This window comes from Clostridium collagenovorans DSM 3089, from assembly GCF_900130005.1.
Classification (GTDB): Bacteria; Bacillota; Clostridia; order Clostridiales; family Clostridiaceae; genus Clostridium_D; species Clostridium_D collagenovorans.
Genome location: NZ_FQXP01000005.1, coordinates 397,860 through 417,404, shown reverse-complemented (window position 1 = coordinate 417,404; position 19,545 = coordinate 397,860). Strand labels below are relative to the sequence as shown.

General features: G+C 33.3%; 35 protein-coding genes. All 35 read left to right on the top strand.

Annotation, left to right across the window (positions count from 1 at the left end):
- Positions 1-964: elongation factor Tu (gene tuf / locus BUA48_RS08200; protein WP_072831566.1), on the top strand; the 964-nt coding region annotated here is incomplete at its 5' end.
- A gap of 362 nt (positions 965-1,326) precedes the next feature.
- On the top strand, positions 1,327-1,635 hold the full coding sequence (gene rpsJ / locus BUA48_RS08195; RefSeq protein ID WP_072831565.1) for a 30S ribosomal protein S10: 309 nt from the start codon (positions 1,327-1,329) through the stop codon (positions 1,633-1,635).
- A gap of 83 nt (positions 1,636-1,718) precedes the next feature.
- Positions 1,719-2,351: a 50S ribosomal protein L3 gene (rplC, locus tag BUA48_RS08190; RefSeq protein ID WP_072831564.1), complete on the top strand. Its 633-nt coding sequence runs from the start codon at positions 1,719-1,721 to the stop codon at positions 2,349-2,351.
- A 25-nt stretch (positions 2,352-2,376) separates the two neighbouring features.
- Positions 2,377-2,997 carry a 50S ribosomal protein L4 gene (gene rplD / locus BUA48_RS08185; RefSeq protein ID WP_072831563.1) on the top strand — a complete coding sequence of 207 codons (621 nt, stop codon included), beginning with the start codon at positions 2,377-2,379 and terminating at the stop codon, positions 2,995-2,997.
- Positions 2,997-3,290: a 50S ribosomal protein L23 gene (gene rplW, locus BUA48_RS08180; protein ID WP_072831562.1), complete on the top strand. Its 294-nt coding sequence runs from the start codon at positions 2,997-2,999 to the stop codon at positions 3,288-3,290. The genes rplD and rplW overlap by 1 nt, the downstream gene beginning before the upstream one ends.
- A 64-nt stretch (positions 3,291-3,354) precedes the next feature.
- On the top strand, positions 3,355-4,182 hold the full coding sequence (gene rplB, locus BUA48_RS08175; RefSeq protein ID WP_072831561.1) for a 50S ribosomal protein L2: 828 nt from the start codon (positions 3,355-3,357) through the stop codon (positions 4,180-4,182).
- A gap of 63 nt (positions 4,183-4,245) precedes the next feature.
- The gene (rpsS, locus tag BUA48_RS08170; RefSeq protein WP_072831560.1) at positions 4,246-4,530 is read left to right on the top strand and encodes a 30S ribosomal protein S19; all 285 of its coding nucleotides are present in this window, start codon (positions 4,246-4,248) and stop codon (positions 4,528-4,530) included.
- Between the two features lie 21 nt (positions 4,531-4,551).
- A complete protein-coding gene (rplV, locus tag BUA48_RS08165) occupies positions 4,552-4,887 on the top strand; it encodes a 50S ribosomal protein L22 (RefSeq protein ID WP_072831559.1) in 336 nt (111 codons plus the stop codon).
- 15 nt (positions 4,888-4,902) lie between these two features.
- Entirely contained in the window at positions 4,903-5,559 is a 657-nt protein-coding gene (rpsC, locus tag BUA48_RS08160) for a 30S ribosomal protein S3 (RefSeq protein WP_072831558.1), read from the top strand.
- Between the two features lie 87 nt (positions 5,560-5,646).
- Positions 5,647-6,090, top strand: coding sequence for a 50S ribosomal protein L16 (gene rplP, locus BUA48_RS08155; protein WP_072831557.1), 444 nt, complete (start codon positions 5,647-5,649; stop codon positions 6,088-6,090).
- Positions 6,080-6,292, top strand: coding sequence for a 50S ribosomal protein L29 (gene rpmC / locus BUA48_RS08150; protein WP_072831556.1), 213 nt, complete (start codon positions 6,080-6,082; stop codon positions 6,290-6,292). The genes rplP and rpmC overlap by 11 nt, the downstream gene beginning before the upstream one ends.
- A 22-nt stretch (positions 6,293-6,314) precedes the next feature.
- Positions 6,315-6,569, top strand: a complete 255-nt coding sequence (gene rpsQ, locus BUA48_RS08145; RefSeq protein ID WP_072831555.1) for a 30S ribosomal protein S17 — start codon at positions 6,315-6,317, stop codon at positions 6,567-6,569.
- A 46-nt stretch (positions 6,570-6,615) separates the two neighbouring features.
- Entirely contained in the window at positions 6,616-6,984 is a 369-nt protein-coding gene (gene rplN / locus BUA48_RS08140) for a 50S ribosomal protein L14 (protein ID WP_072831554.1), read from the top strand.
- A gap of 26 nt (positions 6,985-7,010) precedes the next feature.
- Positions 7,011-7,328 carry a 50S ribosomal protein L24 gene (gene rplX, locus BUA48_RS08135; RefSeq protein WP_072831583.1) on the top strand — a complete coding sequence of 106 codons (318 nt, stop codon included), beginning with the start codon at positions 7,011-7,013 and terminating at the stop codon, positions 7,326-7,328.
- Between the two features lie 22 nt (positions 7,329-7,350).
- The gene (rplE, locus tag BUA48_RS08130; RefSeq protein WP_143147686.1) at positions 7,351-7,893 is read left to right on the top strand and encodes a 50S ribosomal protein L5; all 543 of its coding nucleotides are present in this window, start codon (positions 7,351-7,353) and stop codon (positions 7,891-7,893) included.
- Between the two features lie 15 nt (positions 7,894-7,908).
- Positions 7,909-8,094 (top strand): type Z 30S ribosomal protein S14, encoded by a 186-nt coding sequence (locus BUA48_RS08125; protein ID WP_072831553.1) that lies wholly within the window; start codon positions 7,909-7,911, stop codon positions 8,092-8,094.
- A gap of 33 nt (positions 8,095-8,127) precedes the next feature.
- Positions 8,128-8,526 (top strand): 30S ribosomal protein S8, encoded by a 399-nt coding sequence (rpsH, locus tag BUA48_RS08120; RefSeq protein WP_072831552.1) that lies wholly within the window; start codon positions 8,128-8,130, stop codon positions 8,524-8,526.
- A 24-nt stretch (positions 8,527-8,550) separates the two neighbouring features.
- Positions 8,551-9,093: a 50S ribosomal protein L6 gene (gene rplF, locus BUA48_RS08115; protein WP_072831551.1), complete on the top strand. Its 543-nt coding sequence runs from the start codon at positions 8,551-8,553 to the stop codon at positions 9,091-9,093.
- A 21-nt stretch (positions 9,094-9,114) separates the two neighbouring features.
- A complete protein-coding gene (rplR, locus tag BUA48_RS08110; protein WP_072831550.1) occupies positions 9,115-9,477 on the top strand; it encodes a 50S ribosomal protein L18 in 363 nt (120 codons plus the stop codon).
- A 14-nt stretch (positions 9,478-9,491) separates the two neighbouring features.
- The gene (gene rpsE, locus BUA48_RS08105) at positions 9,492-9,992 is read left to right on the top strand and encodes a 30S ribosomal protein S5 (protein WP_178138960.1); all 501 of its coding nucleotides are present in this window, start codon (positions 9,492-9,494) and stop codon (positions 9,990-9,992) included.
- 11 nt (positions 9,993-10,003) lie between these two features.
- Positions 10,004-10,183 (top strand): 50S ribosomal protein L30, encoded by a 180-nt coding sequence (rpmD, locus tag BUA48_RS08100; RefSeq protein ID WP_072831548.1) that lies wholly within the window; start codon positions 10,004-10,006, stop codon positions 10,181-10,183.
- A gap of 20 nt (positions 10,184-10,203) precedes the next feature.
- A complete protein-coding gene (gene rplO, locus BUA48_RS08095) occupies positions 10,204-10,644 on the top strand; it encodes a 50S ribosomal protein L15 (protein WP_072831547.1) in 441 nt (146 codons plus the stop codon).
- The gene (gene secY / locus BUA48_RS08090; protein ID WP_072831546.1) at positions 10,645-11,922 is read left to right on the top strand and encodes a preprotein translocase subunit SecY; all 1,278 of its coding nucleotides are present in this window, start codon (positions 10,645-10,647) and stop codon (positions 11,920-11,922) included.
- 19 nt (positions 11,923-11,941) lie between these two features.
- Entirely contained in the window at positions 11,942-12,589 is a 648-nt protein-coding gene (locus BUA48_RS08085; RefSeq protein ID WP_072831545.1) for an adenylate kinase, read from the top strand.
- Positions 12,590-12,815: 226 nt separating this feature from the next.
- A complete protein-coding gene (locus BUA48_RS08080) occupies positions 12,816-13,100 on the top strand; it encodes a KOW domain-containing RNA-binding protein (RefSeq protein WP_072831544.1) in 285 nt (94 codons plus the stop codon).
- A gap of 7 nt (positions 13,101-13,107) precedes the next feature.
- The gene (gene infA / locus BUA48_RS08075; protein ID WP_072831543.1) at positions 13,108-13,326 is read left to right on the top strand and encodes a translation initiation factor IF-1; all 219 of its coding nucleotides are present in this window, start codon (positions 13,108-13,110) and stop codon (positions 13,324-13,326) included.
- A gap of 16 nt (positions 13,327-13,342) precedes the next feature.
- Complete coding sequence (gene rpmJ, locus BUA48_RS08070) at positions 13,343-13,456, top strand: 50S ribosomal protein L36 (RefSeq protein ID WP_003373491.1); 114 nt, start codon at positions 13,343-13,345, stop codon at positions 13,454-13,456.
- A gap of 178 nt (positions 13,457-13,634) precedes the next feature.
- Complete coding sequence (rpsM, locus tag BUA48_RS08065) at positions 13,635-14,000, top strand: 30S ribosomal protein S13 (RefSeq protein ID WP_072831542.1); 366 nt, start codon at positions 13,635-13,637, stop codon at positions 13,998-14,000.
- A gap of 23 nt (positions 14,001-14,023) precedes the next feature.
- Positions 14,024-14,419 (top strand): 30S ribosomal protein S11, encoded by a 396-nt coding sequence (gene rpsK / locus BUA48_RS08060; RefSeq protein WP_178138959.1) that lies wholly within the window; start codon positions 14,024-14,026, stop codon positions 14,417-14,419.
- 20 nt (positions 14,420-14,439) lie between these two features.
- Positions 14,440-15,060 carry a 30S ribosomal protein S4 gene (gene rpsD, locus BUA48_RS08055; protein ID WP_072831540.1) on the top strand — a complete coding sequence of 207 codons (621 nt, stop codon included), beginning with the start codon at positions 14,440-14,442 and terminating at the stop codon, positions 15,058-15,060.
- Between the two features lie 63 nt (positions 15,061-15,123).
- Positions 15,124-16,071: a DNA-directed RNA polymerase subunit alpha gene (locus tag BUA48_RS08050; protein ID WP_072831539.1), complete on the top strand. Its 948-nt coding sequence runs from the start codon at positions 15,124-15,126 to the stop codon at positions 16,069-16,071.
- Positions 16,072-16,083: 12 nt separating this feature from the next.
- Positions 16,084-16,425 carry a 50S ribosomal protein L17 gene (gene rplQ, locus BUA48_RS08045; RefSeq protein WP_072831538.1) on the top strand — a complete coding sequence of 114 codons (342 nt, stop codon included), beginning with the start codon at positions 16,084-16,086 and terminating at the stop codon, positions 16,423-16,425.
- A gap of 145 nt (positions 16,426-16,570) precedes the next feature.
- Positions 16,571-17,413: an energy-coupling factor transporter ATPase gene (locus BUA48_RS08040; protein WP_072831537.1), complete on the top strand. Its 843-nt coding sequence runs from the start codon at positions 16,571-16,573 to the stop codon at positions 17,411-17,413.
- The gene (locus BUA48_RS08035) at positions 17,398-18,249 is read left to right on the top strand and encodes an energy-coupling factor transporter ATPase (protein WP_072831536.1); all 852 of its coding nucleotides are present in this window, start codon (positions 17,398-17,400) and stop codon (positions 18,247-18,249) included. Before BUA48_RS08040 ends, BUA48_RS08035 begins: the two co-directional genes overlap by 16 nt.
- A 482-nt stretch (positions 18,250-18,731) precedes the next feature.
- Entirely contained in the window at positions 18,732-19,532 is an 801-nt protein-coding gene (locus tag BUA48_RS08030; RefSeq protein ID WP_072831535.1) for an energy-coupling factor transporter transmembrane component T family protein, read from the top strand.
- The last annotated feature ends 13 nt before the right edge of the window (positions 19,533-19,545 follow it).

Sequence of the window (19,545 nt, the reverse complement as noted above, 5' to 3'; positions counted from 1 at the left end):
TGCACACGTTGACTGTCCAGGACACGCAGACTATGTTAAGAACATGATTACAGGGGCAGCTCAAATGGATGGAGCGATCTTAGTTGTATCAGCAGCAGATGGTCCAATGCCACAAACAAGAGAGCACATCCTATTAGCATCAAGAGTAGGAGTTCAACACATCGTTGTATTCTTAAACAAAGCTGATATGGTAGATGACCCAGAATTATTAGAATTAGTAGAAATGGAAGTTAGAGAGTTATTAAGCGAATACGGATTCGACGGAGATGAAGCTCCAATCGTATCAGGATCAGCTTTAGAAGCAATCAACAACTTAACAGATGATTCTAAAACTCAATGTATCTTAGACTTAATGGCAGAGGTAGATAAATATATCCCAACACCAGAAAGAGATACAGACAAAGATTTCTTAATGCCAATCGAGGACGTATTCACAATCACAGGAAGAGGAACAGTTGTAACTGGAAGAGTTGAAAGAGGTATCCTAAGAACTGGTGATGAAATCGAAATCGTAGGATTTGCAGAAGCGTCAAGAAAAGTAGTATGTACAGGAGTAGAGATGTTCAGAAAACTTCTTGATGAAGCACAAGCTGGAGACAACATTGGAGCATTATTAAGAGGAGTGCAAAGAACAGACGTTGAAAGAGGTCAAGTACTTGCAAAAACTGGATCAGTAAAACCACATACAAAATTCGTAGGTCAAGTATACGTACTTAAAAAAGAAGAGGGTGGAAGACACACTCCATTCTTCAATGGATACAGACCACAATTCTACTTCAGAACAACTGACGTAACAGGATCAATCCAATTACCAGACGGAGTAGAAATGGTAATGCCAGGAGACCATATCGACATGAAAGTTGAATTAATCAACAACGTTGCTATGGAAGAAGGATTAAGATTCGCTATCAGAGAAGGTGGAAGAACAGTTGGTTCAGGAGTTGTTACTACAATAACTGAGTAATTGTAATTCGTTTTTATGAATGATTTATATTAAATTTATTTAGGGAGAAGAATGCGCGCGCTTCTCCCTAACATAATTTATAATAATAAAAGACTGAAAAATACATTTTATACATTTAAAACCTTTGAGTTTTTGAAGAGAAATCCTTAAAAAATACTTGTCAAAGGTATTAAAGTATTGTATACTATAGAAGTTGTGTTATTCAGACAAAAAAATTCATATTTTAAGAAGAAGATACATATATGAGTGTATCATTATAAAATACATTAAACATAGTTATAAAATAACATTTATATAGTGAAACACCTGGCGGAGTTTACAAGCCAGAAAAATAATGATGTTATAAGAAGGAGGGGAAAAATATGGTGACACAAAAAATAAGAATCAGATTAAAGGCATTTGATCATAATTTATTAGATCAATCAGCTGAAAAAATTGTTGAAACAGCAAAAACAACTGGTGCTTCAGTAGCTGGTCCAGTACCACTACCAACTGAAAGAGACGTTGTAACAATTTTAAGAGCTCCTCACAAATATAAAGATTCTAGAGAGCAATTTGAAATCAGAACTCATAAGAGATTATTAGATATAATCAATCCATCACAAAAAACTGTTGATGCGTTAATGAGAATTGATTTACCAGCAGGTGTTGATATCGAAATAAAGCTATAATAAGCTTATTTCCCTATGAAAAATAATTATTATGACCGCTTTTAAAGGGCGATCCGCTAATATGTATAGGAGGTGCAATAGCAATGAAAAAAGCTATTCTAGGAAAAAAACTTGGAATGACTCAAATATTTGATGAAAATGGGAAAGTAATTCCAGTTACAGTTGTTGAAGCAGGACCATGTGCTGTTATCCAAAAGAAAACAGTAGAGAAAGATGGGTATTCTGCAATAAAAGTTGGATTTGATGTTAAGAGAGAATCTCTTTTCAACAAACCAGTTAAAGGTCAATTCGCTAAGGCAGGGGTTGCACCAAGAAAGTTTGTAAGAGAATTTAAATTAGAAAATGTTGAAAACTACGAAGTAGGTCAAGAGATCTTAGCAGAAGTTTTCGCAGCTGGAGATAAAGTTGATGTAACTGGTATCTCTAAAGGAAAAGGATTCCAAGGAGCTATTAAGAGATGGAACTTCTCAATAGGACCAAAGAGTCACGGTTCTAAATTCCATAGAGCACCAGGTTCTCAAGGGGCTTCATCAGACCCATCAAGAACATTCAAAAACAGAAAAATGCCAGGTCACATGGGCCATGTTAAGAGTACAGTTCTTAACTTAGAAGTAGCAAGAGTTATTCCAGAAAAGAATGTAATTCTTATAAAAGGTGGAGTACCAGGAGCTAAAAAAGGTTACGTAGTGATCAGAAATACAGTAAAGGTAAAATAATTTCTGAAAGAAAGGAGGATGCAATATGCCAGCAATAGCTGTTTACGATAGAAATGCTCAAAAAGTGAGCGAAATGCAATTATCTGATAACGTGTTCGGTATAGAAGTTAACAGAGAAGTGTTACACCAAGTAGTTGTAGCACAACTTGCAAATAAGAGACAAGGAACTCAATCAGCTAAAACAAGAGCTGAAGTTCGTGGTGGCGGAATTAAGCCATGGAGACAAAAAGGTACTGGTAGAGCAAGACAAGGTTCTATAAGAGCACCACAATGGATACATGGTGGAGTTGTTTTCGCACCAAAATCAAGAAGTTACAGAATGTCAACACCTAAAAAGGTTAAGAGATTAGCAATGAAATCTGCTTTATCTTCTAAGGTAGCTGACACTAACATGATAGTATTAGAAAGCTTAGAATTAGAAGCTCCTAAGACTAAAGAAATAGTTAAAATGTTATCTGCTTTCGAAGCTAAGAAAACTTTAATAGTTGTAGAAGAAAGCAATGAAACAGTTTTAAAATCAGCTAGAAACATTCAAGGCGTTGCTGTAATTCCAGTTAACAACTTAAATGTATATGATATTTTAAAATTTGAAAAAATGATAGTAACTAAAAATGTAGTTGCTAAAATTGAGGAGGTGTATGCATAATGAAGCTAGTTAGTCATGATATAATAAGAAAACCAATTATAACTGAAAAAAGTATGGCTGCTATGGCTGATAGAAAGTACAGCTTCGTAGTTGACATACACGCTAATAAATCTCAAATAAAAAGAGCAGTAGAAGAAGTTTTCGGTGTTAAAGTTGAAGAAGTAAAAACAGCTAGATACATCGGAAAACAAAAAAGAGTTGGCGTACACATTGGTAAAAGAGCTGACTTCAAAAAAGCAATTGTTAAGTTAACAAGCGATAGCAAAACAATTGAGTTCTTCGAAGCTATGTAATAAAAAAATAAAGCATGTATTGGCATGAAAGCCAGAAAAGCTATAAGCGAAGGAGGGAAATTCGATGGCAATAAGAAGTTTTAAACCTACAACACCTTCAAGAAGACAAATGACTATGTCTACATTTGAAGAAGTTACAACAAACGTGCCTGAGAAATCACTTTTAGTTTCTTTAAACAAAAGTGGCGGAAGAAATGCTACAGGTAGAATAACAGTTCGTCACCGTGGTGGTGGAGCTAAAAGAAAATATAGAATCATCGATTTCAAAAGAAATAAAGACAATGTTCCAGCAAAAGTTGCTACAATAGAGTACGATCCAAATAGATCTGCTTACATAGCATTAGTAGTATATGCTGATGGAGAAAAGAGATACATAATCGCTCCAGTTGGATTAAAAGTTGGAGATACTGTAGTATCTGGACCAGAAGCAGATATTAAACCAGGAAACTGTCTTCCATTAATCAACATACCAGTTGGTACAACAATTCATAACATTGAATTAACTGCTGGTAAAGGTGGTCAAATGGTAAGATCTGCAGGAGCATCTGCACAGTTAATGGCTAAAGAAGGAAACTACGCTTTATTAAGATTACCAAGTGGTGAGCTTAGAAAAGTTAGAATAGAGTGTAAGGCTACAGTTGGTACTGTATCTAACACAACACACGGTATCGTTAACATAGGTAAAGCTGGTAGAACTAGACACCTAGGTTTAAGACCTCATGTAAGAGGATCTGTAATGAACCCTAACGATCACCCACACGGAGGAGGAGAAGGTAAGTGTCCAATAGGAAGACCTGGTCCTGTAACTCCATGGGGTAAACCAACTCTTGGATACAAAACAAGAAAGAATAAAAAATACTCTGATAGACTTATCGTTAAGAGAAGAAAATAGTAGAAGAGAATACTTAATTCTCTTCCCCTATTTTACCTATAAGTATAGGAAGGAGGCATTAAATTGAGTAGATCAATTAAAAAAGGACCTTTCGTGCAAGAGGCTCTTATGAAGAGAATTCTTGAAATGAACGAGAAGGGTGAAAAGAAAGTTTTAAAAACATGGTCAAGAAGTTCAACTATATTCCCACAAATGATAGGACACACTATAGCTGTTCATGATGGAAGAAAACATGTTCCAGTATACATTTTAGAAGATATGGTAGGACACAAACTTGGTGAATTCGCGTTAACAAGAACTTACAAAGGTCACATTAACAAAGAAAAATCATCAAAAGTAAAAAGATAGTCCAGGAAGGAGGCAAATTGAATGGAAGCTAAAGCTATAGCTAGACACGTAAGAATGTCTTCAAGAAAAGTTGGAATAGTACTAGATTTAATTAGGGGCAAGAACGTAAGAGAGGCAGAAGCAATTCTAAAATACACTCCTAAGGACGCAGCTGTAGTAGTTGAAAAACTATTAAAATCAGCTGTAGCTAATGCGGAAAACAACTATGATTTAGACGTAAATAGATTATTCGTTGCAGAAGCTTATGCATGTCAAGGTACTACTTTAAAAAGATTTAGACCACGTGCACAAGGTAGAGCATATAGAATCAGAAAAAGAACTAGTCACATCACTTTAGTAGTGAAAGAAAGAAACTAGAAGGAGGGAAACGTAGTGGGCCAAAAAGTAAATCCTCATGGATTAAGAGTTGGTGTCATCAAAGAGTGGGATGCCAAATGGTATGCAGACAAGAGAAACTTTGCAGATTTCATTGTTGAAGACAACGCAATAAGAGAGTTTGTTAAAAAGAGACACTATACTGCTGGAATTTCTAAAATAGAAATCGAAAGAGCTGCTAAAAAAGTTAAATTAAACATTTACACAGCTAAACCAGGTATGGTAATCGGAAAAGGTGGTTCAGGTATTGAAACACTTAAACAAGAATTATCAAAAATAGTTAAAGAAAAAAATGTTTTAATAAATATAGTAGAAGTTAAAACTCCAGAAACAGATGCTCAATTAATGGCGGAAAGCATTGCACTTCAATTAGAAAAGAGAATATCTTTTAGAAGAGCTATGAAACAAACAATTCAAAGAGCTATGAGATTAGGAGTAAAAGGTGTTAAAACTACTTGTTCAGGAAGACTAGGTGGAGCTGAAATCGCAAGAGCTGAGCAATACCACGAAGGAACTATTCCTCTACAAACTTTAAGAGCTGATATAGATTACGGATTTGCTGAAGCAAATACAATCTATGGAAAAATTGGTGTTAAAGTTTTAGTATATAAGGGCGAAGTTCTTCCAGTAAGAAAAGTTAAAGAAGAAAAGTAGTAACATAATTTAAGAGAACGCAAGTTATATAATGAGACATATGGCTTAAGACTAACTTAAGTATTGTTCGGGAAGGAGGAATAACGTATGTTAATGCCTAAAAGAGTAAAGCACCGTAAAGTACAACGCGGTAGAATGAAAGGTAAGGCAACTAGAGGTAACTTTATAGCTTATGGAGAATTCGGTATTCAAGCAACTGAGTGCGGATGGATCACAAGCAACCAAATAGAATCTGCCAGAATAGCTATTAATAGACACGTTAAAAGAGGGGGAAAAGTTTGGATTAAGATTTTCCCTGATAAACCAGTTACAGAGAAACCAGCAGAAACTCGTATGGGTTCTGGTAAAGGTTCACCAGAATACTGGGTTGCAGTAGTTAAACCAGGTAGAGTATTATTTGAAATAGCAGGTGTAAGTGAAGAATTAGCAAGAGAAGCTATGAGACTTGCATCACATAAGCTACCAGTAAAAACTAAGTTTGTAAGCAGACGAGACTTTGAAGAAATAGGTGGTGAAGATCATGAAGGCTAGGGAATTGCAAGAGTTGAGAAACAGCAGTGCTCAAGAATTAACCTCAAAAATTAAAGATTTAAAAGTAGAACTGTTCAACTTAAGATTTCAACTAGCTACTGGTCAATTGGAAAATCCAATGAGAATCAGACAAGTTAAGAGATCTATAGCTCAAATTAAGACTGTCTTAAGAGAAAGCGAAATAAAGAGTTTAGAACAGTAGTGGTTGAAAGGAGGTAAATTCTATGGAAAGAAATGAAAGAAAAACTAGAATTGGTAAAGTTGTTTCAGACAAGATGGATAAGACAATAGTAGTAGCTGTTGAAACAAAGGTCCGTCATCCACTATACGGAAAAACTATAAACAGAACTACAAAATTTAAAGCACACGATGAGAATAATGAAGCAAGATTAAATGATAAAGTTGTTATTATGGAAACAAGACCATTATCTAAGGATAAGAGATGGAGACTTGTAGAAATAATGGAAAGAGCTAAATAATATAAACTCGCTTATGTTCCTTATAGTTTGAAAGGAGGGTATTTGCATGATACAACAACAAACAAGATTGAAAGTTGCGGATAACTCTGGTGCAAAAGAAATCATGTGTATTAGAGTATTAGGCGGTTCAAAAAGAAAATATGGAAATATCGGTGACATTATAGTTGCAAGTGTTAAGAGTGCAACACCAGGTGGAGTTGTTAAAAAAGGTGATGTTGTTAAAGCTGTTATCGTAAGATCTGTTAAAGGATTAAGAAGAGCAGATGGTTCATACATCAGATTTGATGAAAATGCGGCTGTAATTATTAAAGACGATAAACAACCAAAAGGAACTCGTATTTTTGGTCCAGTTGCTAGAGAGTTAAGAGAAAGAGAATTTAACAAAATCCTTTCATTAGCACCTGAAGTTCTATAAGATAAGGAGGTGGCTAAGTAATGTCAATAAATAAAGTTCACGTAAAAAGAAAAGATACAGTAATGGTTATTTCAGGCAAAGATAAAGGTAAAATCGGTGAGGTTTTATCAGTTCTACCTAAAAAAGGTAAAGTTGTAGTTAAGGACGTTAACGTTGTAACTAAGCATCAAAAACCAAGCAGACAAAACATGCAAGGTGGATTAGTTCAAATGGAAGCACCAATTTACAGCGGAAAAGTTATGTTATACTGTGAAAAATGTAAAAGCGTAACAAGAATCAATCATAAAGTTCTAGAAGACGGGACTAAAGTTAGAGTATGTAAAAAGTGCGGAGAAACACTATAGACTTTGAAAGGAGGTTCACAAAGTGATAGCAAGACTTCAAGAAAAGTATAATAAAGAAGTTATTCCAGCTTTAATGGAAAAGTTCGGATATAAGAATATAATGCAAGTTCCTAAGTTAGAGAAAATCATCATCAATATGGGTGTTGGTGAAGCTAAGGAAAATTCAAAAGTAATGGATGCTGCTTTATCAGATCTAGAAATAATATCAGGTCAAAAACCAATATTAACTAGAGCAAGAAAATCAGTAGCTAACTTCAAACTAAGAGAAAACATGCCAATAGGTTGCAAAGTAACTCTAAGAAGTCAAAAAATGTATGAGTTTGCTGACAAATTAATGAACATCGCATTACCAAGAGTAAGAGACTTTAGAGGAGTATCAGCTAAGTCTTTCGATGGAAGAGGAAACTATGCTATGGGTGTTAAAGAACAGTTAATATTCCCAGAAATAGAATACGATAAAATCGACAAACTAAGAGGTATGGATATAATATTTGTTACAACTGCTAAGACTGATGAAGAAGCAAGAGAGCTATTAAAACTTATGGGAATGCCTTTTGCTCAATAATAAGGAGGGACGATTGTGGCACGTAAAGCAATGATAGTTAAGTGGGAAAAAGAACCTAAATTTTCCACAAGAGCGTATACAAGATGCAGATTATGTGGAAGACCACATGCTGTTTTAAGAAAATATGGAATTTGCCGTATTTGTTTCAGAGAGCTTGCCTACAAAGGACAAATCCCTGGATGTAGAAAGGCAAGTTGGTAATATTCCGATTTGGTATGAAAGGAGGCAATAAATATGGTAATGACAGATCCTATAGCAGACTTACTTACACGTATTAGAAATGCTAATACTGTTGGACACGAAATTGTAGAAGTACCTTCTTCAAAAATGAAGAAAGCTTTAGCTGAAATCATGTTAAATGAAGGTTACTTAAAAAATATAGAAGAATATAATGATGGTTCTGTACCAATGTTAAGACTTGCTATGAAATATGGCAGAGAAAAACAGAGAGTTATAACTGGATTAAAGAGAATATCTAAGCCAGGTTTAAGAGTATATACAGGTAATGAGGAAATTCCTAAAGTATTAAATGGTTTAGGAATCGCTATTATCTCTACTTCAAAAGGAATCATGACTGATAAAGAAGCAAGAAAACTAAATGTAGGTGGAGAAGTTATCTGCTACGTTTGGTAATTTATTAGAACAGGAGGTGTAATCATGTCAAGAGTAGGAAGACTTCCAATAGCAATACCTGCTGGAGTTACAGTTAACGTTGACGATCAAAACGTTGTTACTGTTAAAGGTCCAAAAGGTGAATTAGTTAAAGCTATGCACAAAGATATAAACATATCTTTAGAAGATAACAATGTAATTGTTACAAGACCAAGTGAAAATAAATTACATAGAGCTCTACACGGAACAGTTAGAGCTTTAGTGAACAACATGATAATAGGAGTTTCTCAAGGATACCAAAAAACATTACTGTTAGTTGGTGTAGGTTACAAAGCTGAAGTTAAAGGCAAAAAGCTTGTAATGAATCTTGGTTACTCTCATCCAGTTGAAATAGAAGCAGTTGAAGGAGTTACATTTACAACTCCAGAGATTACTAAAGTTGTAGTAAGCGGAATCGATAAAGAATTAGTTGGTTCAGCAGCTGCTGATATTAGAAAATGGAGAAAACCAGAGCCATATAAAGGTAAAGGTATTAAGTATGATAATGAAGTTATCAGACGTAAAGAAGGTAAGACTGGTAAAAAATAGGTAGAAAGGAGTGAACTACTTATGTCAAACAAATGTGATAGAAGTGCTGCTAGAGTAAGACGTCACATGAGAGTGCGTAAAAAAATTAGTGGTACAACAGAAAGACCAAGATTATGCGTATTCAGAAGTGAGAGAAATATATACGCTCAAATAGTTGATGATGCTATGGGAACAACTTTAGTATCTGCTTCATCTTTAGATAAAGATTTTGCAGAAAAAGCTGGAAGCAATAAAGAAGCTGCAAGAATGGTTGGAGCTATGATTGCTAAAAAAGCTATAGATAAAGGTATAACAGAAGTAGTATTTGACAGAGGCGGATTTATATATCACGGAAGAGTGCAAGAACTTGCTGAAGGAGCAAGAGAAGCTGGCCTTCAATTCTAGGAAAAGGAGGGAATATGGTGAGAGTAGATGTTAACAGTTTAGAACTGAAAGAAAAGGTAGTACACATAAACAGAGTTGCTAAAGTTGTTAAAGGTGGTAGAAACTTCAGATTTAGCGCTTTAGTAGTAGTTGGAGACGAGAACGGACACGTTGGTGTTGGAACTGGTAAAGCAGTAGAGATTCCAGAAGCTATTAGAAAAGGAATCGAAGATGCTAAAAAACATCTTGTAAAAGTTGAAATCGTTGAAAATACAATTCCTCACAGAATTTATGGTGAATTCGGAACAGGAAAAATTCTTTTAATGCCAGCTACAGAAGGTACAGGAGTTATCGCTGGGGGTCCAGCTAGAGCTGTACTTGAATTAGCAGGTGTTAAAGACGTTAGAGCTAAATCTTTAGGATCTAACAACCCAAGAAATCTTGTTAATGCAACAATAAATGGATTATCAAATTTAAGAACTGCTGAACAGGTTGCTGAATTAAGAGGCAAAACTGTTGAGGAAATCTTAGGATAGGAGGGATTACTGTGGCTAAAATAAGACTTACATTAACTAGAAGTTTAATTGGTAGAAAGAAAGACCAAATTGCTACTGTAAACGCTCTTGGCTTAAGAAAGATCGGAAATACAGTTGAGCATGAGGCAACTCCTCAAATCAGAGGAATGGTTAATAAAGTAAACTATCTCCTAGAAGTAGAAGAACTATAATATACAAGGAGGTGTAATAAATGAAACTTCATGAATTAAGACCTGCACAAGGTGCTACAAAAAATAGCAAAAGAATAGGTAGAGGTACTGGTTCTGGCTGGGGTAAAACAGCTGGAAGAGGTCAAGACGGTCAAAATTCAAGATCAGGCGGAGGAGTAAGACCTGGTTTTGAAGGAGGACAATTACCATTATATAGAAGATTACCTAAGAGAGGATTTAACAATATATTCTCTAAAGAGATCGTTAGCATAAACGTTGATAGATTAAACGTATTTGAAGACGGTACAGTTGTAACTCCAGAATTATTATTAGAGAAAAGAATAATAAGAAAATTAAATGACGGAGTTAAAATTTTAGGTAACGGAACATTAGAGAAGTCATTAACAGTTCAAGCTAACAAATTCTCTAAGACTGCGGCTGAGAAAATTGAAGCAGCTGGAGGAAAAATTGAGGTGATATAGATGTTATCTACCCTACGTAATGCCTGGAAAGTTCCTGAGCTAAGAAAAAGATTACTCTATACACTATTGATTTTAGTATTTTTCAGGATGGGAAACTTTATTCCTGTTCCTGGAGTTAATACTGAGAGTTTATCAAGTCTTACAAGCTCAGGAAACTTATTTAGTTTCTATGATTTATTATCAGGTGGTGCCTTTAGCAGATTTAGTATATTTGCTATGGGTGTTACACCTTATATCAATGCTTCGATTATTGTACAATTACTTACATTTGCAATACCTACGTTAGAGCAAATGTCTAAAGAAGGTCAAGAAGGTAGAAAGAAGATACAAAATATAACTAGATACTCAGCTGTAGTATTTGGTGTTATTCAAGCTTTTGGGATGTATGCTATAATCCAAAGAAGTGGGGCTCTTACTGATAATACTAAACTTGGTCTTTTCTTAATACTAATAACAATGACAACAGGCTCAGTTTTCTTAGTTTGGTTAGGTGAACAAATAACTGCTAAGGGACTTGGAAATGGAATCTCTTTAATTATATATGTAAATATTATTTCAAGAGTTCCTCAATCTGTTTACTCAATTATTAATTTACAAAAGACAGGCGATGCTAACTTTATACAAGTTGTAACGCTAGTTGCTTTAGTAATTGCAATGTTAATAGGTGTAATAATCGTAACATTAAGCGAAAGAAGAATTCCAGTGCAATATGCTGGTAAAGCTGCAGGAAGTAGAATGTTCAAAGGACAATCTACACATATTCCTATCAGCCCAAGTTCTTCAGCAATTATTGCAATAATCTTTGCTATGTCAGTTATGCAGTTCCCAGGAACAATTGCTACTTTCATACCAGAATCAGGTTTTGCAAATTTTGTTCTAAATAGTAAATGGAGTGTCTTTAGATCAAATACTTGGCCATATATAGTAACATATTTTATCTTAATAGTGTTCTTTACATGGTTCTACACTCAAATTACTTTTAAACCAGATGAAATGGCTGAAAACATGCATAAATCTTCAGGATTTATACCTGGAATCAGACCTGGTGAACCAACTATGAAATACATAGAAAAGGTACTTACAAGGGTATCTATATTAGGTGGTGTATATGCAGCAGCAATAGCACTATTCCCAATATTCTTATCTATGTATACTAATTTTAAGGATTTAGCATTTGGTGGAACAGCGATACTAATTGTTGTTGGATTTGCATTAGAAACTTCGAAACAAATAGAATCTCAATTGGTGATGAGACATTATCAAGGGTTCTTGAAATAAATTATTGGAGATGATACGTGTGAAAATAGTTTTATTAGGTCCTCCAGGAGCTGGTAAAGGCACACAGGCAAAATCAATAAGTAATAAATATTCTATACCACATATATCTACTGGTGATATATTTAGATATAATATCACTCAGATGACCCCACTTGGAATAGAAGCAAAGAAGTACATGGATAAAGGGCAATTAGTACCTGATGATTTAACTATCGATTTAATAAAAGATAGATTAACTCAAGAGGACTGCAAAAATGGTTATCTTTTAGATGGTTACCCAAGAACTGTTGCACAAGCAGAATCTTTAAAGAACGCACTAGAAGCTAATAATGAAAAGTTAGATTGCGCTTTACTTATTGATGTTCCAAGAGAGTTCATTCTAGATAGAATGACTGGAAGAAGAGTGTGTCCATCTTGTGGAGCTAGTTACCATATAAAATACAATCCACCAAAGAATGGTGTTAATTGTGACGAATGTGGAAACGAAGTAATACAAAGAGCTGATGATACAGCTTCTACTGTTAATAATAGACTAGATGTATATGAAAAACAAACTAGTCCATTAGTTGAATATTATAAGGGTGAAAATCAATTACTTGTAGTTGATGGAACTCAATCAATTAATGATGTTTTTAAGCAGATTTGTGAAAAGATAGAGGCAATATAATAGAAGCTCTTAATTTTTAATGTATAGGGTAACACAGGTACACAATTTTGCATAATGGCAAAGGTAATTTACCATATATGATTGGAACTTTAAAGTTAAAATAACAATTTTTGTGCCTATAAAGTGAAACAATGTATTTTTAGGCGAGAAGTGGGAAAAATAGTTATTAAGAGTATTTATTAAAAATTTCTTAGGTTAAATATTTGATCAACGAGGTGAAAAGATATTGGAAAATATAGATCTTTTGGGTAGAGTAGTCTATTCTAAAGCAGGTAGAGATAAAAATAAATACTATCTAGTAGTTGGTATTTTAAATGAAAACTATATATATATTTCTGATGGAAGGTTGAGAGGAATAGATAAACCTAAGAAAAAGAAATTAAAGCATCTAATAATCACTGGAAGAACTTCAGAACAAATTAGAAATTTAATTTTGAACGGAGAAAATCTTAGCAATTCTAAGATTTATAACTTCTTAGAATCTGATGAGAATGCCAATAAGGAGGTTTGATTACCTTATGTCTAAGAACGATGTTATAGAAATGCAAGGAGTTGTACTTGAGGCTTTACCAAATGCAACATTCCAAGTAGAATTAGAAAGTGGCCATAAGATTTTGGCTCACATTTCAGGAAAATTAAGAATGAATTTTATAAGAATATTGCCGGGTGATAAAGTTAAGGTAGAGCTTTCTCCTTATGATTTAACTCGCGGTAGAATTATATGGAGAGACAAATAATAAGGAGGGTTAATCGATGAAAGTAAGACCATCTGTAAAACCTATTTGCGAAAAGTGCAAAGTTATAAAAAGAAAAGGAAGAGTAATGGTAATTTGTGAAAATCCTAAGCACAAGCAAAAACAAGGATAATTGCTAACATTACTTAAATATACTATAATTATTAAATTGCTTAATAATTATTAACATGATAGTATATTTTAGGAGCGGCTGTAAGAGTGTTTTACTCTTGATCCTAAATTTATATATATAAATTCATTATTACATGGATAATAAACAATAATTATAACCTTAGGAGGTGTAAATTCTAATGGCAAGAATATCTGGTGTTGACCTACCAAGAGAAAAGAGAGTTGAAATTGGTTTAACATATATCTTCGGAATTGGTTTACCAACTTCTCAAAAAATATTAGCAGAAACTGGAGTAAATCCTGATACAAGAATCAAGGATTTAACAGAAGAAGAAGTTGCTGCTCTAAGAGAATACATTAAAAATTTACTAGTTGAAGGTGACTTAAAGAGAAAAGTTGCTCTTGATATAAAAAGATTAAGTGAAATAGGATGTTATAGAGGTATTAGACATAGAAGAGGACTTCCAGTAAGAGGTCAAAAAACTAAAACTAATGCTAGAACTAGAAAAGGTCCTAAGAAAACTATTGCTAATAAGAAGAAATAGTTAATAAGATAGGAGGGATGATCGTGGCACCTAAAAAAGGTAAGAAAAGTAGAAGAAGAAAAGAGAAAAAGAATATAGAGCATGGATGTGCACATATTAAATCAACATTCAATAACTCTATAGTAACTTTAACAGATAGAGCTGGAAATGCATTATCTTGGTCAAGTGCTGGTGCACTAGGCTTCAAAGGTTCAAGAAAAGGAACACCATTCGCAGCGCAAATGGCAGCTGAAACAGCAGCAGGAGTTGCAATGGAACATGGATTAAAGAGTATAGAAGTTTATGTAAAAGGTCCAGGAGCTGGTAGAGAAGCTGCTATCAGATCATTACAAGCTGCAGGATTAGAGATTACATTAATTAAAGATGTTACTCCAATACCACACAACGGTTGTAGACCACCAAAAAGAAGAAGAGTTTAATATATAGGAGGTGTAATTTCATGGCAAGATATACAGGAGCTGTATGTAGACTGTGTAGAAGAGAAGGAATGAAACTATTCCTTAAAGGTGACAGATGTTACTCTGATAAGTGTGCTTTCACTAGAAGAGCTTATGCACCAGGACAACACGGGCAAGGCAGAAAGAAAATGTCTAACTACGGATTACAATTAAGAGAAAAGCAAAAAGCAAAGAGAATTTATGGTGTTTTAGAAAAGCAATTTAGAAGATACTACGAGAAAGCTGAAAAGCAAAGAGGAATTACAGGTGAAAACTTATTAAGACTTCTTGAAATGAGATTAGATAGTGTAGTATATAAATTAGGTTACGGTAACTCAAGAAAAGAGGCTAGACAATTAGTTACTCACGGACATTTCTTAGTTAACGGTAAAAAAGTTGACATTGCTTCATTCAACGTATCTGTAAACGATGTTATTACAGTTTGCGAGAAGAGCAGAGGAACTGAATTATTCAAGACATTCAACGAGAATCCAAAAACATTACCTAGCTGGATAGAAGCAAATACTGCAAACTATGAAGGTAAAATTGTTGCTATGCCAACTAGAGAAGATATCGACGCTCCAATTAATGAAACATTAATCGTTGAGTTATATAGTAAGTAATAGTTAGTGTAGGATCAGTTGCCCTCAAATGAGGTTTAAATTCCTAATAAAGGAGGGTTATAGTTGTTGGAAATAGAAAAGCCAAATATAGAATGTGTAGAAATTAGTGAAGATGGGTCATACGGAAAATTTGTTGTTGAGCCATTAGAACGAGGATATGGGATTACCCTAGGTAACTCATTAAGAAGAATACTTCTTTCATCTTTACCAGGAGCAGCTGCTAACTCAATAAAAATTGATGGCGTGCTTCATGAATTTTCAACAGTTAAAGGCGTTAAAGAAGATGTTGCAGAATTAATTCTAAATGTAAAGGAATTAGCTATTAAAAAGTATAGTGAAGGATCCACAACTATTTTAATAGATGCACAAGGACCTGGTGAAGTAACTGGTGGAGATATTAAAACTGACGGAAGCGTTGAAATTATAAACAAGGATTTACATATTGCAACATTAGATGATGAAGCTAATCTTCATATGGAAATCAATGTTAACAAAGGTAGAGGATATGTTTCTCAATCTAAGAATAAGACAGATGAACTACCAATAGCAACAATTCCTGTAGACTCTATCTATACACCAGTAAAGAGAGTAAACTACAAAGTTGAGAATACAAGAGTAGGTCAAATCACAGACTATGATAAATTAACTCTTGAAGTCTGGACTAATGGAACAATAAGACCTGAAGAAGCGGTAAGTTTATCTTCAAAAATTCTTATTGAACACTTCAAACTATTTATGACATTAACAGATCATGCTGATAATGTTGAAATAATGGTTGAAAAAGAAGAAGACAAAAAAGAAAAGGTTCTAGAGATGACTATAGAAGAGCTTGATTTATCAGTTAGAAGTTATAACTGCTTAAAGAGAGCTGGTATAAATACAGTTCAAGAGTTAACTGAGAAGTCAATTGAAGACATGATGAAAGTTAGAAATCTTGGTAAAAAATCTTTAGAAGAAGTTCAATATAAACTTAAAGAGCTTGGTTTAGGCTTAAGAAAAAGCGAAGATTAAGGAGGGGTAGAGATGTCAGGATACCGTAAGTTAGGTCGTCCAACTGACCAAAGAAGAGCTATGTTAAGAAACTTAGTTACTAGCTTCTTAAAACATGGTAAGATTGAGACTACTGAAACAAGAGCTAAAGAAACAAGAAAGTTAGCTGAAAAAATGATAACACTTGCTAAAAAGGGAGATCTTCATTCAAGAAGACAAGTTCTTTCTTTTGTAACTGAAGAGGAAGTTGTTAAAAATTTATTTGAAAATATAGCTCCAAAGTATGCAGAGAGAAACGGTGGATATACTAGAATATACAAAGTAGGTCCAAGAAGAGGAGACGCTGCAGAAGTTGTTATCTTAGAATTAGTTTAAGAGTTAAAGGGGATTAAGTAATTTAACTTAATCCCTATTTTTACATTTAGAATTTTGAGGGTTCGCATAAAATATTGATGACTTACTTTAAGGAAAGTGAGATAGATATTAGGGGAAAATATTATATAAAAGTAGGTATTTAATAATGAAGGAAAACATGATTCAATGTGAAGATTTATATTATGAATATATAAAAGAAGACGGTGAATCAAAGATTGCATTAGACGGTTTAAATTTAGAAGTGAAACAAGGTGAATTTCTAGTAATTTTAGGTCATAATGGTTCAGGAAAATCTACTTTAGCTAAACATTTCAATGCACTTCACATACCTTCTAGTGGAAATATTCTTGTAGATAATTTGAATACAAGAGAAGAAGAAAATCTTTGGGATATAAGAAAAAGAGTGGGAATGGTTTTTCAAAATCCAGATAATCAGATAGTTGCGACTATTGTTGAGGAAGATGTGGCTTTTGGACCAGAAAACTTAGGCGTTGAACCAAGTGAAATTAGAAAAAGAGTTGATGAGGCTCTTAAGCAAGTACATATGTATGAATATAGAAAGCATGGTCCACATTTGCTATCAGGTGGACAAAAGCAAAGGATAGCTATAGCTGGTATTTTAGCTATGAAAACTAAATGTATAGTATTAGATGAACCAACAGCAATGTTAGATCCTTTTGGAAGAAAGGAAGTTCTTAATACTATGTTAGAATTAAATAAGAACTTCGGCATAACTATAGTGCTTATTACTCATTTTATGGAGGAAGCGGTTAATGCTGATAGAGTTATAGTATTAGATAAAGGCAATATAATAAATGAGGGTACACCAAGAGAAATTTTCAGTAAAGTTAAAATAATGAAAGAAATAGGCTTAGATGTACCACAAGTTACTGAACTTGCTTATGAACTTCAAAAAGAGGGAATTAATATAAGCACAGATATTATCAATATAGATGAGATGGTGGATACATTATGTCAATTGAAATAAAGAACTTAAGTTATGTTTATATGCAAAATACGCCTTTTGAAAAAAAAGCTCTTAATAATGTTAATATAACCTTTAATGATGGGGAATTTATAGCTTTAATTGGACATACAGGTTCAGGTAAATCTACATTAATTCAGCATATAAACGGTTTATTAAAGCCAACTGAAGGTCAAGTTATAATAGATAATGTTGATATATTTTCTAAAGAGGTAAAACTTACTGAGATTAGAAAAGAGGTTGGGCTTGTATTTCAATATCCAGAATATCAGTTATTCGAGGAAACTATTGAAAAAGATATAGCTTTTGGTCCTAAAAATTTAGGATTAAATGATGAAGATGTATTACAAAGAGTAAAGAAATCAATGCAAATTGTAGGGCTTGATTATGATACTTATAAGGAGGTATCTCCCTTTGAATTAAGTGGAGGTCAAAAAAGAAGAGTTGCAATAGCAGGGGTTGTAGCCATGGAGCCCAAGGTTCTTATTTTAGATGAGCCGACAGCAGGATTAGATCCACATGGTAGAGATGAGATTTTAGGGAGAATTAAGGATCTACATAATGAGTATAATATGACTATTATCTTAGTTTCACATAGTATGGAAGATGTAGCTAAGATTGCAGATAAGATATTTGTTATGTCTAATGGTGAATGTTGTTTAAATGGTACACCAAGAGAGGTCTTTAAAGAAGTAGAAATATTAGAACAGGTTGGTTTAGGTGTTCCACAGGTAACTTATTTGATTAGAGAGTTAAATAAGAAAGGTTTTGATCTACCTGAGGATATTTATACTATAGATCAAGCAAAAGAAGTTTTAAGTAAACTTCTATTAAAATAGAATAGTTGTATATAATGAATACTTTAATATAGATAATCAAGGTTTGAAGTTTTTGATGTAGTTGAGTAAATGGTTGATATTTAAAACTAGATACCCTATATGTTCTGTGTAGATGTTATAGTTACATAATCAATGTAGGTTAGTTAAAAAATATATACTTCAATTAAAAAACTACAGACAAATTAAAACTAGTTTTAGTTAGTGATATCTTAGTGATATGTTAGAGCTTGAACATGATGAAGAATTAATAGTACGTATATGTTTTAAATTATATATGTTTTAAATTATATATGCTTTAATTTATATGTGATGCATGTAAATTATATATGTTTCATATAATTATGATATTTCATGTTTAGGAATATGATGTTACTAAAGTAGTAAGTGATTTATAAAAGGTAGTATAATAGGTAGGTAGATTATTAATAAAATTTAATATCGAAGGGGGATTAAGACTATTATAGGATAGTTTTAAACGAACTATGATAAAAGATATAACAATTGGTCAATATATACCAGGGGATTCTTTTGTACATAAATTGGACCCAAGGTTAAAAATATTAATATCTATCATATATATGGTAGATTTATTCTTGATGAAAAACTTTATAGGGTATGGTCTAATTATAACATTTTTAATAATGGTAGTATTTATTGCTGATCTAAAGTTTAAATACATATATAAAGGACTTAAACCTATATTTATTTTGTTGATTTTTACTGCATTAATAAATATTTTCATGACAAAAGGCGGAGTATTGTTATTTTCGTGGAAGTTTATAAAAATCTATAGTGAAGGTGTAAGGATAGCTATATTTATGGTTATACGACTTACTCTTTTGATTATGGGAACTTCTATATTAACATTAACTACATCACCTATTGAATTAACTGATGGAATAGAGGCTTTATTAAAGCCATTTAAGAAGATAGGATTACCAGCTCATGAATTAGCAATGATGATGACAATAGCCTTAAGATTCATTCCTACACTTATGGATGAAACAGATAAGATTATGAAAGCACAAAAGGCAAGAGGTGCAGACTTTGAAAATGGAAGCTTGATAGAGCGAGGGAAAAATTTAATGCCACTTTTAGTCCCTTTATTTATTAGTTCTTTTAGAAGAGCTGATGAACTTTCAGTTGCTATGGAATCTAGGTGCTATAGAGGTGGAAATGGCCGAACAAGAATGAAACAGCTTAAGTTATGCAATAAAGATTATATAGCTATAATTACTTTTACTATATTTATTTTAGTAACACTTTGTACTAGATTAGTGTAGATGATATAAAGTT

Excerpts from the sequence above, each read along its gene's own strand:
- rpsJ (WP_072831565.1), top strand. The coding sequence starts at position 1,327 with ATGGTGACACAAAAAATAAGAATCAGATTAAAGGCATTTGATCATAAT.
- rplC (WP_072831564.1), top strand. The coding sequence starts at position 1,719 with ATGAAAAAAGCTATTCTAGGAAAAAAACTTGGAATGACTCAAATATTT.
- rplD (WP_072831563.1), top strand. The coding sequence starts at position 2,377 with ATGCCAGCAATAGCTGTTTACGATAGAAATGCTCAAAAAGTGAGCGAA.
- rplW (WP_072831562.1), top strand. The coding sequence starts at position 2,997 with ATGAAGCTAGTTAGTCATGATATAATAAGAAAACCAATTATAACTGAA.
- rplB (WP_072831561.1), top strand. The coding sequence starts at position 3,355 with ATGGCAATAAGAAGTTTTAAACCTACAACACCTTCAAGAAGACAAATG.
- rplV (WP_072831559.1), top strand. The coding sequence starts at position 4,552 with ATGGAAGCTAAAGCTATAGCTAGACACGTAAGAATGTCTTCAAGAAAA.
- rplP (WP_072831557.1), top strand. The coding sequence starts at position 5,647 with ATGTTAATGCCTAAAAGAGTAAAGCACCGTAAAGTACAACGCGGTAGA.
- rpmC (WP_072831556.1), top strand. The coding sequence starts at position 6,080 with ATGAAGGCTAGGGAATTGCAAGAGTTGAGAAACAGCAGTGCTCAAGAA.
- rpsQ (WP_072831555.1), top strand. The coding sequence starts at position 6,315 with ATGGAAAGAAATGAAAGAAAAACTAGAATTGGTAAAGTTGTTTCAGAC.
- rplN (WP_072831554.1), top strand. The coding sequence starts at position 6,616 with ATGATACAACAACAAACAAGATTGAAAGTTGCGGATAACTCTGGTGCA.
- rpsH (WP_072831552.1), top strand. The coding sequence starts at position 8,128 with ATGGTAATGACAGATCCTATAGCAGACTTACTTACACGTATTAGAAAT.
- rplF (WP_072831551.1), top strand. The coding sequence starts at position 8,551 with ATGTCAAGAGTAGGAAGACTTCCAATAGCAATACCTGCTGGAGTTACA.
- rplR (WP_072831550.1), top strand. The coding sequence starts at position 9,115 with ATGTCAAACAAATGTGATAGAAGTGCTGCTAGAGTAAGACGTCACATG.
- rpsE (WP_178138960.1), top strand. The coding sequence starts at position 9,492 with ATGGTGAGAGTAGATGTTAACAGTTTAGAACTGAAAGAAAAGGTAGTA.
- rplO (WP_072831547.1), top strand. The coding sequence starts at position 10,204 with ATGAAACTTCATGAATTAAGACCTGCACAAGGTGCTACAAAAAATAGC.
- secY (WP_072831546.1), top strand. The coding sequence starts at position 10,645 with ATGTTATCTACCCTACGTAATGCCTGGAAAGTTCCTGAGCTAAGAAAA.
- infA (WP_072831543.1), top strand. The coding sequence starts at position 13,108 with ATGTCTAAGAACGATGTTATAGAAATGCAAGGAGTTGTACTTGAGGCT.
- rpmJ (WP_003373491.1), top strand. The coding sequence starts at position 13,343 with ATGAAAGTAAGACCATCTGTAAAACCTATTTGCGAAAAGTGCAAAGTT.
- rpsM (WP_072831542.1), top strand. The coding sequence starts at position 13,635 with ATGGCAAGAATATCTGGTGTTGACCTACCAAGAGAAAAGAGAGTTGAA.
- rpsD (WP_072831540.1), top strand. The coding sequence starts at position 14,440 with ATGGCAAGATATACAGGAGCTGTATGTAGACTGTGTAGAAGAGAAGGA.
- rplQ (WP_072831538.1), top strand. The coding sequence starts at position 16,084 with ATGTCAGGATACCGTAAGTTAGGTCGTCCAACTGACCAAAGAAGAGCT.
- BUA48_RS08040 (WP_072831537.1), top strand. The coding sequence starts at position 16,571 with ATGAAGGAAAACATGATTCAATGTGAAGATTTATATTATGAATATATA.
- BUA48_RS08035 (WP_072831536.1), top strand. The coding sequence starts at position 17,398 with ATGTCAATTGAAATAAAGAACTTAAGTTATGTTTATATGCAAAATACG.
- BUA48_RS08030 (WP_072831535.1), top strand. The coding sequence starts at position 18,732 with ATGATAAAAGATATAACAATTGGTCAATATATACCAGGGGATTCTTTT.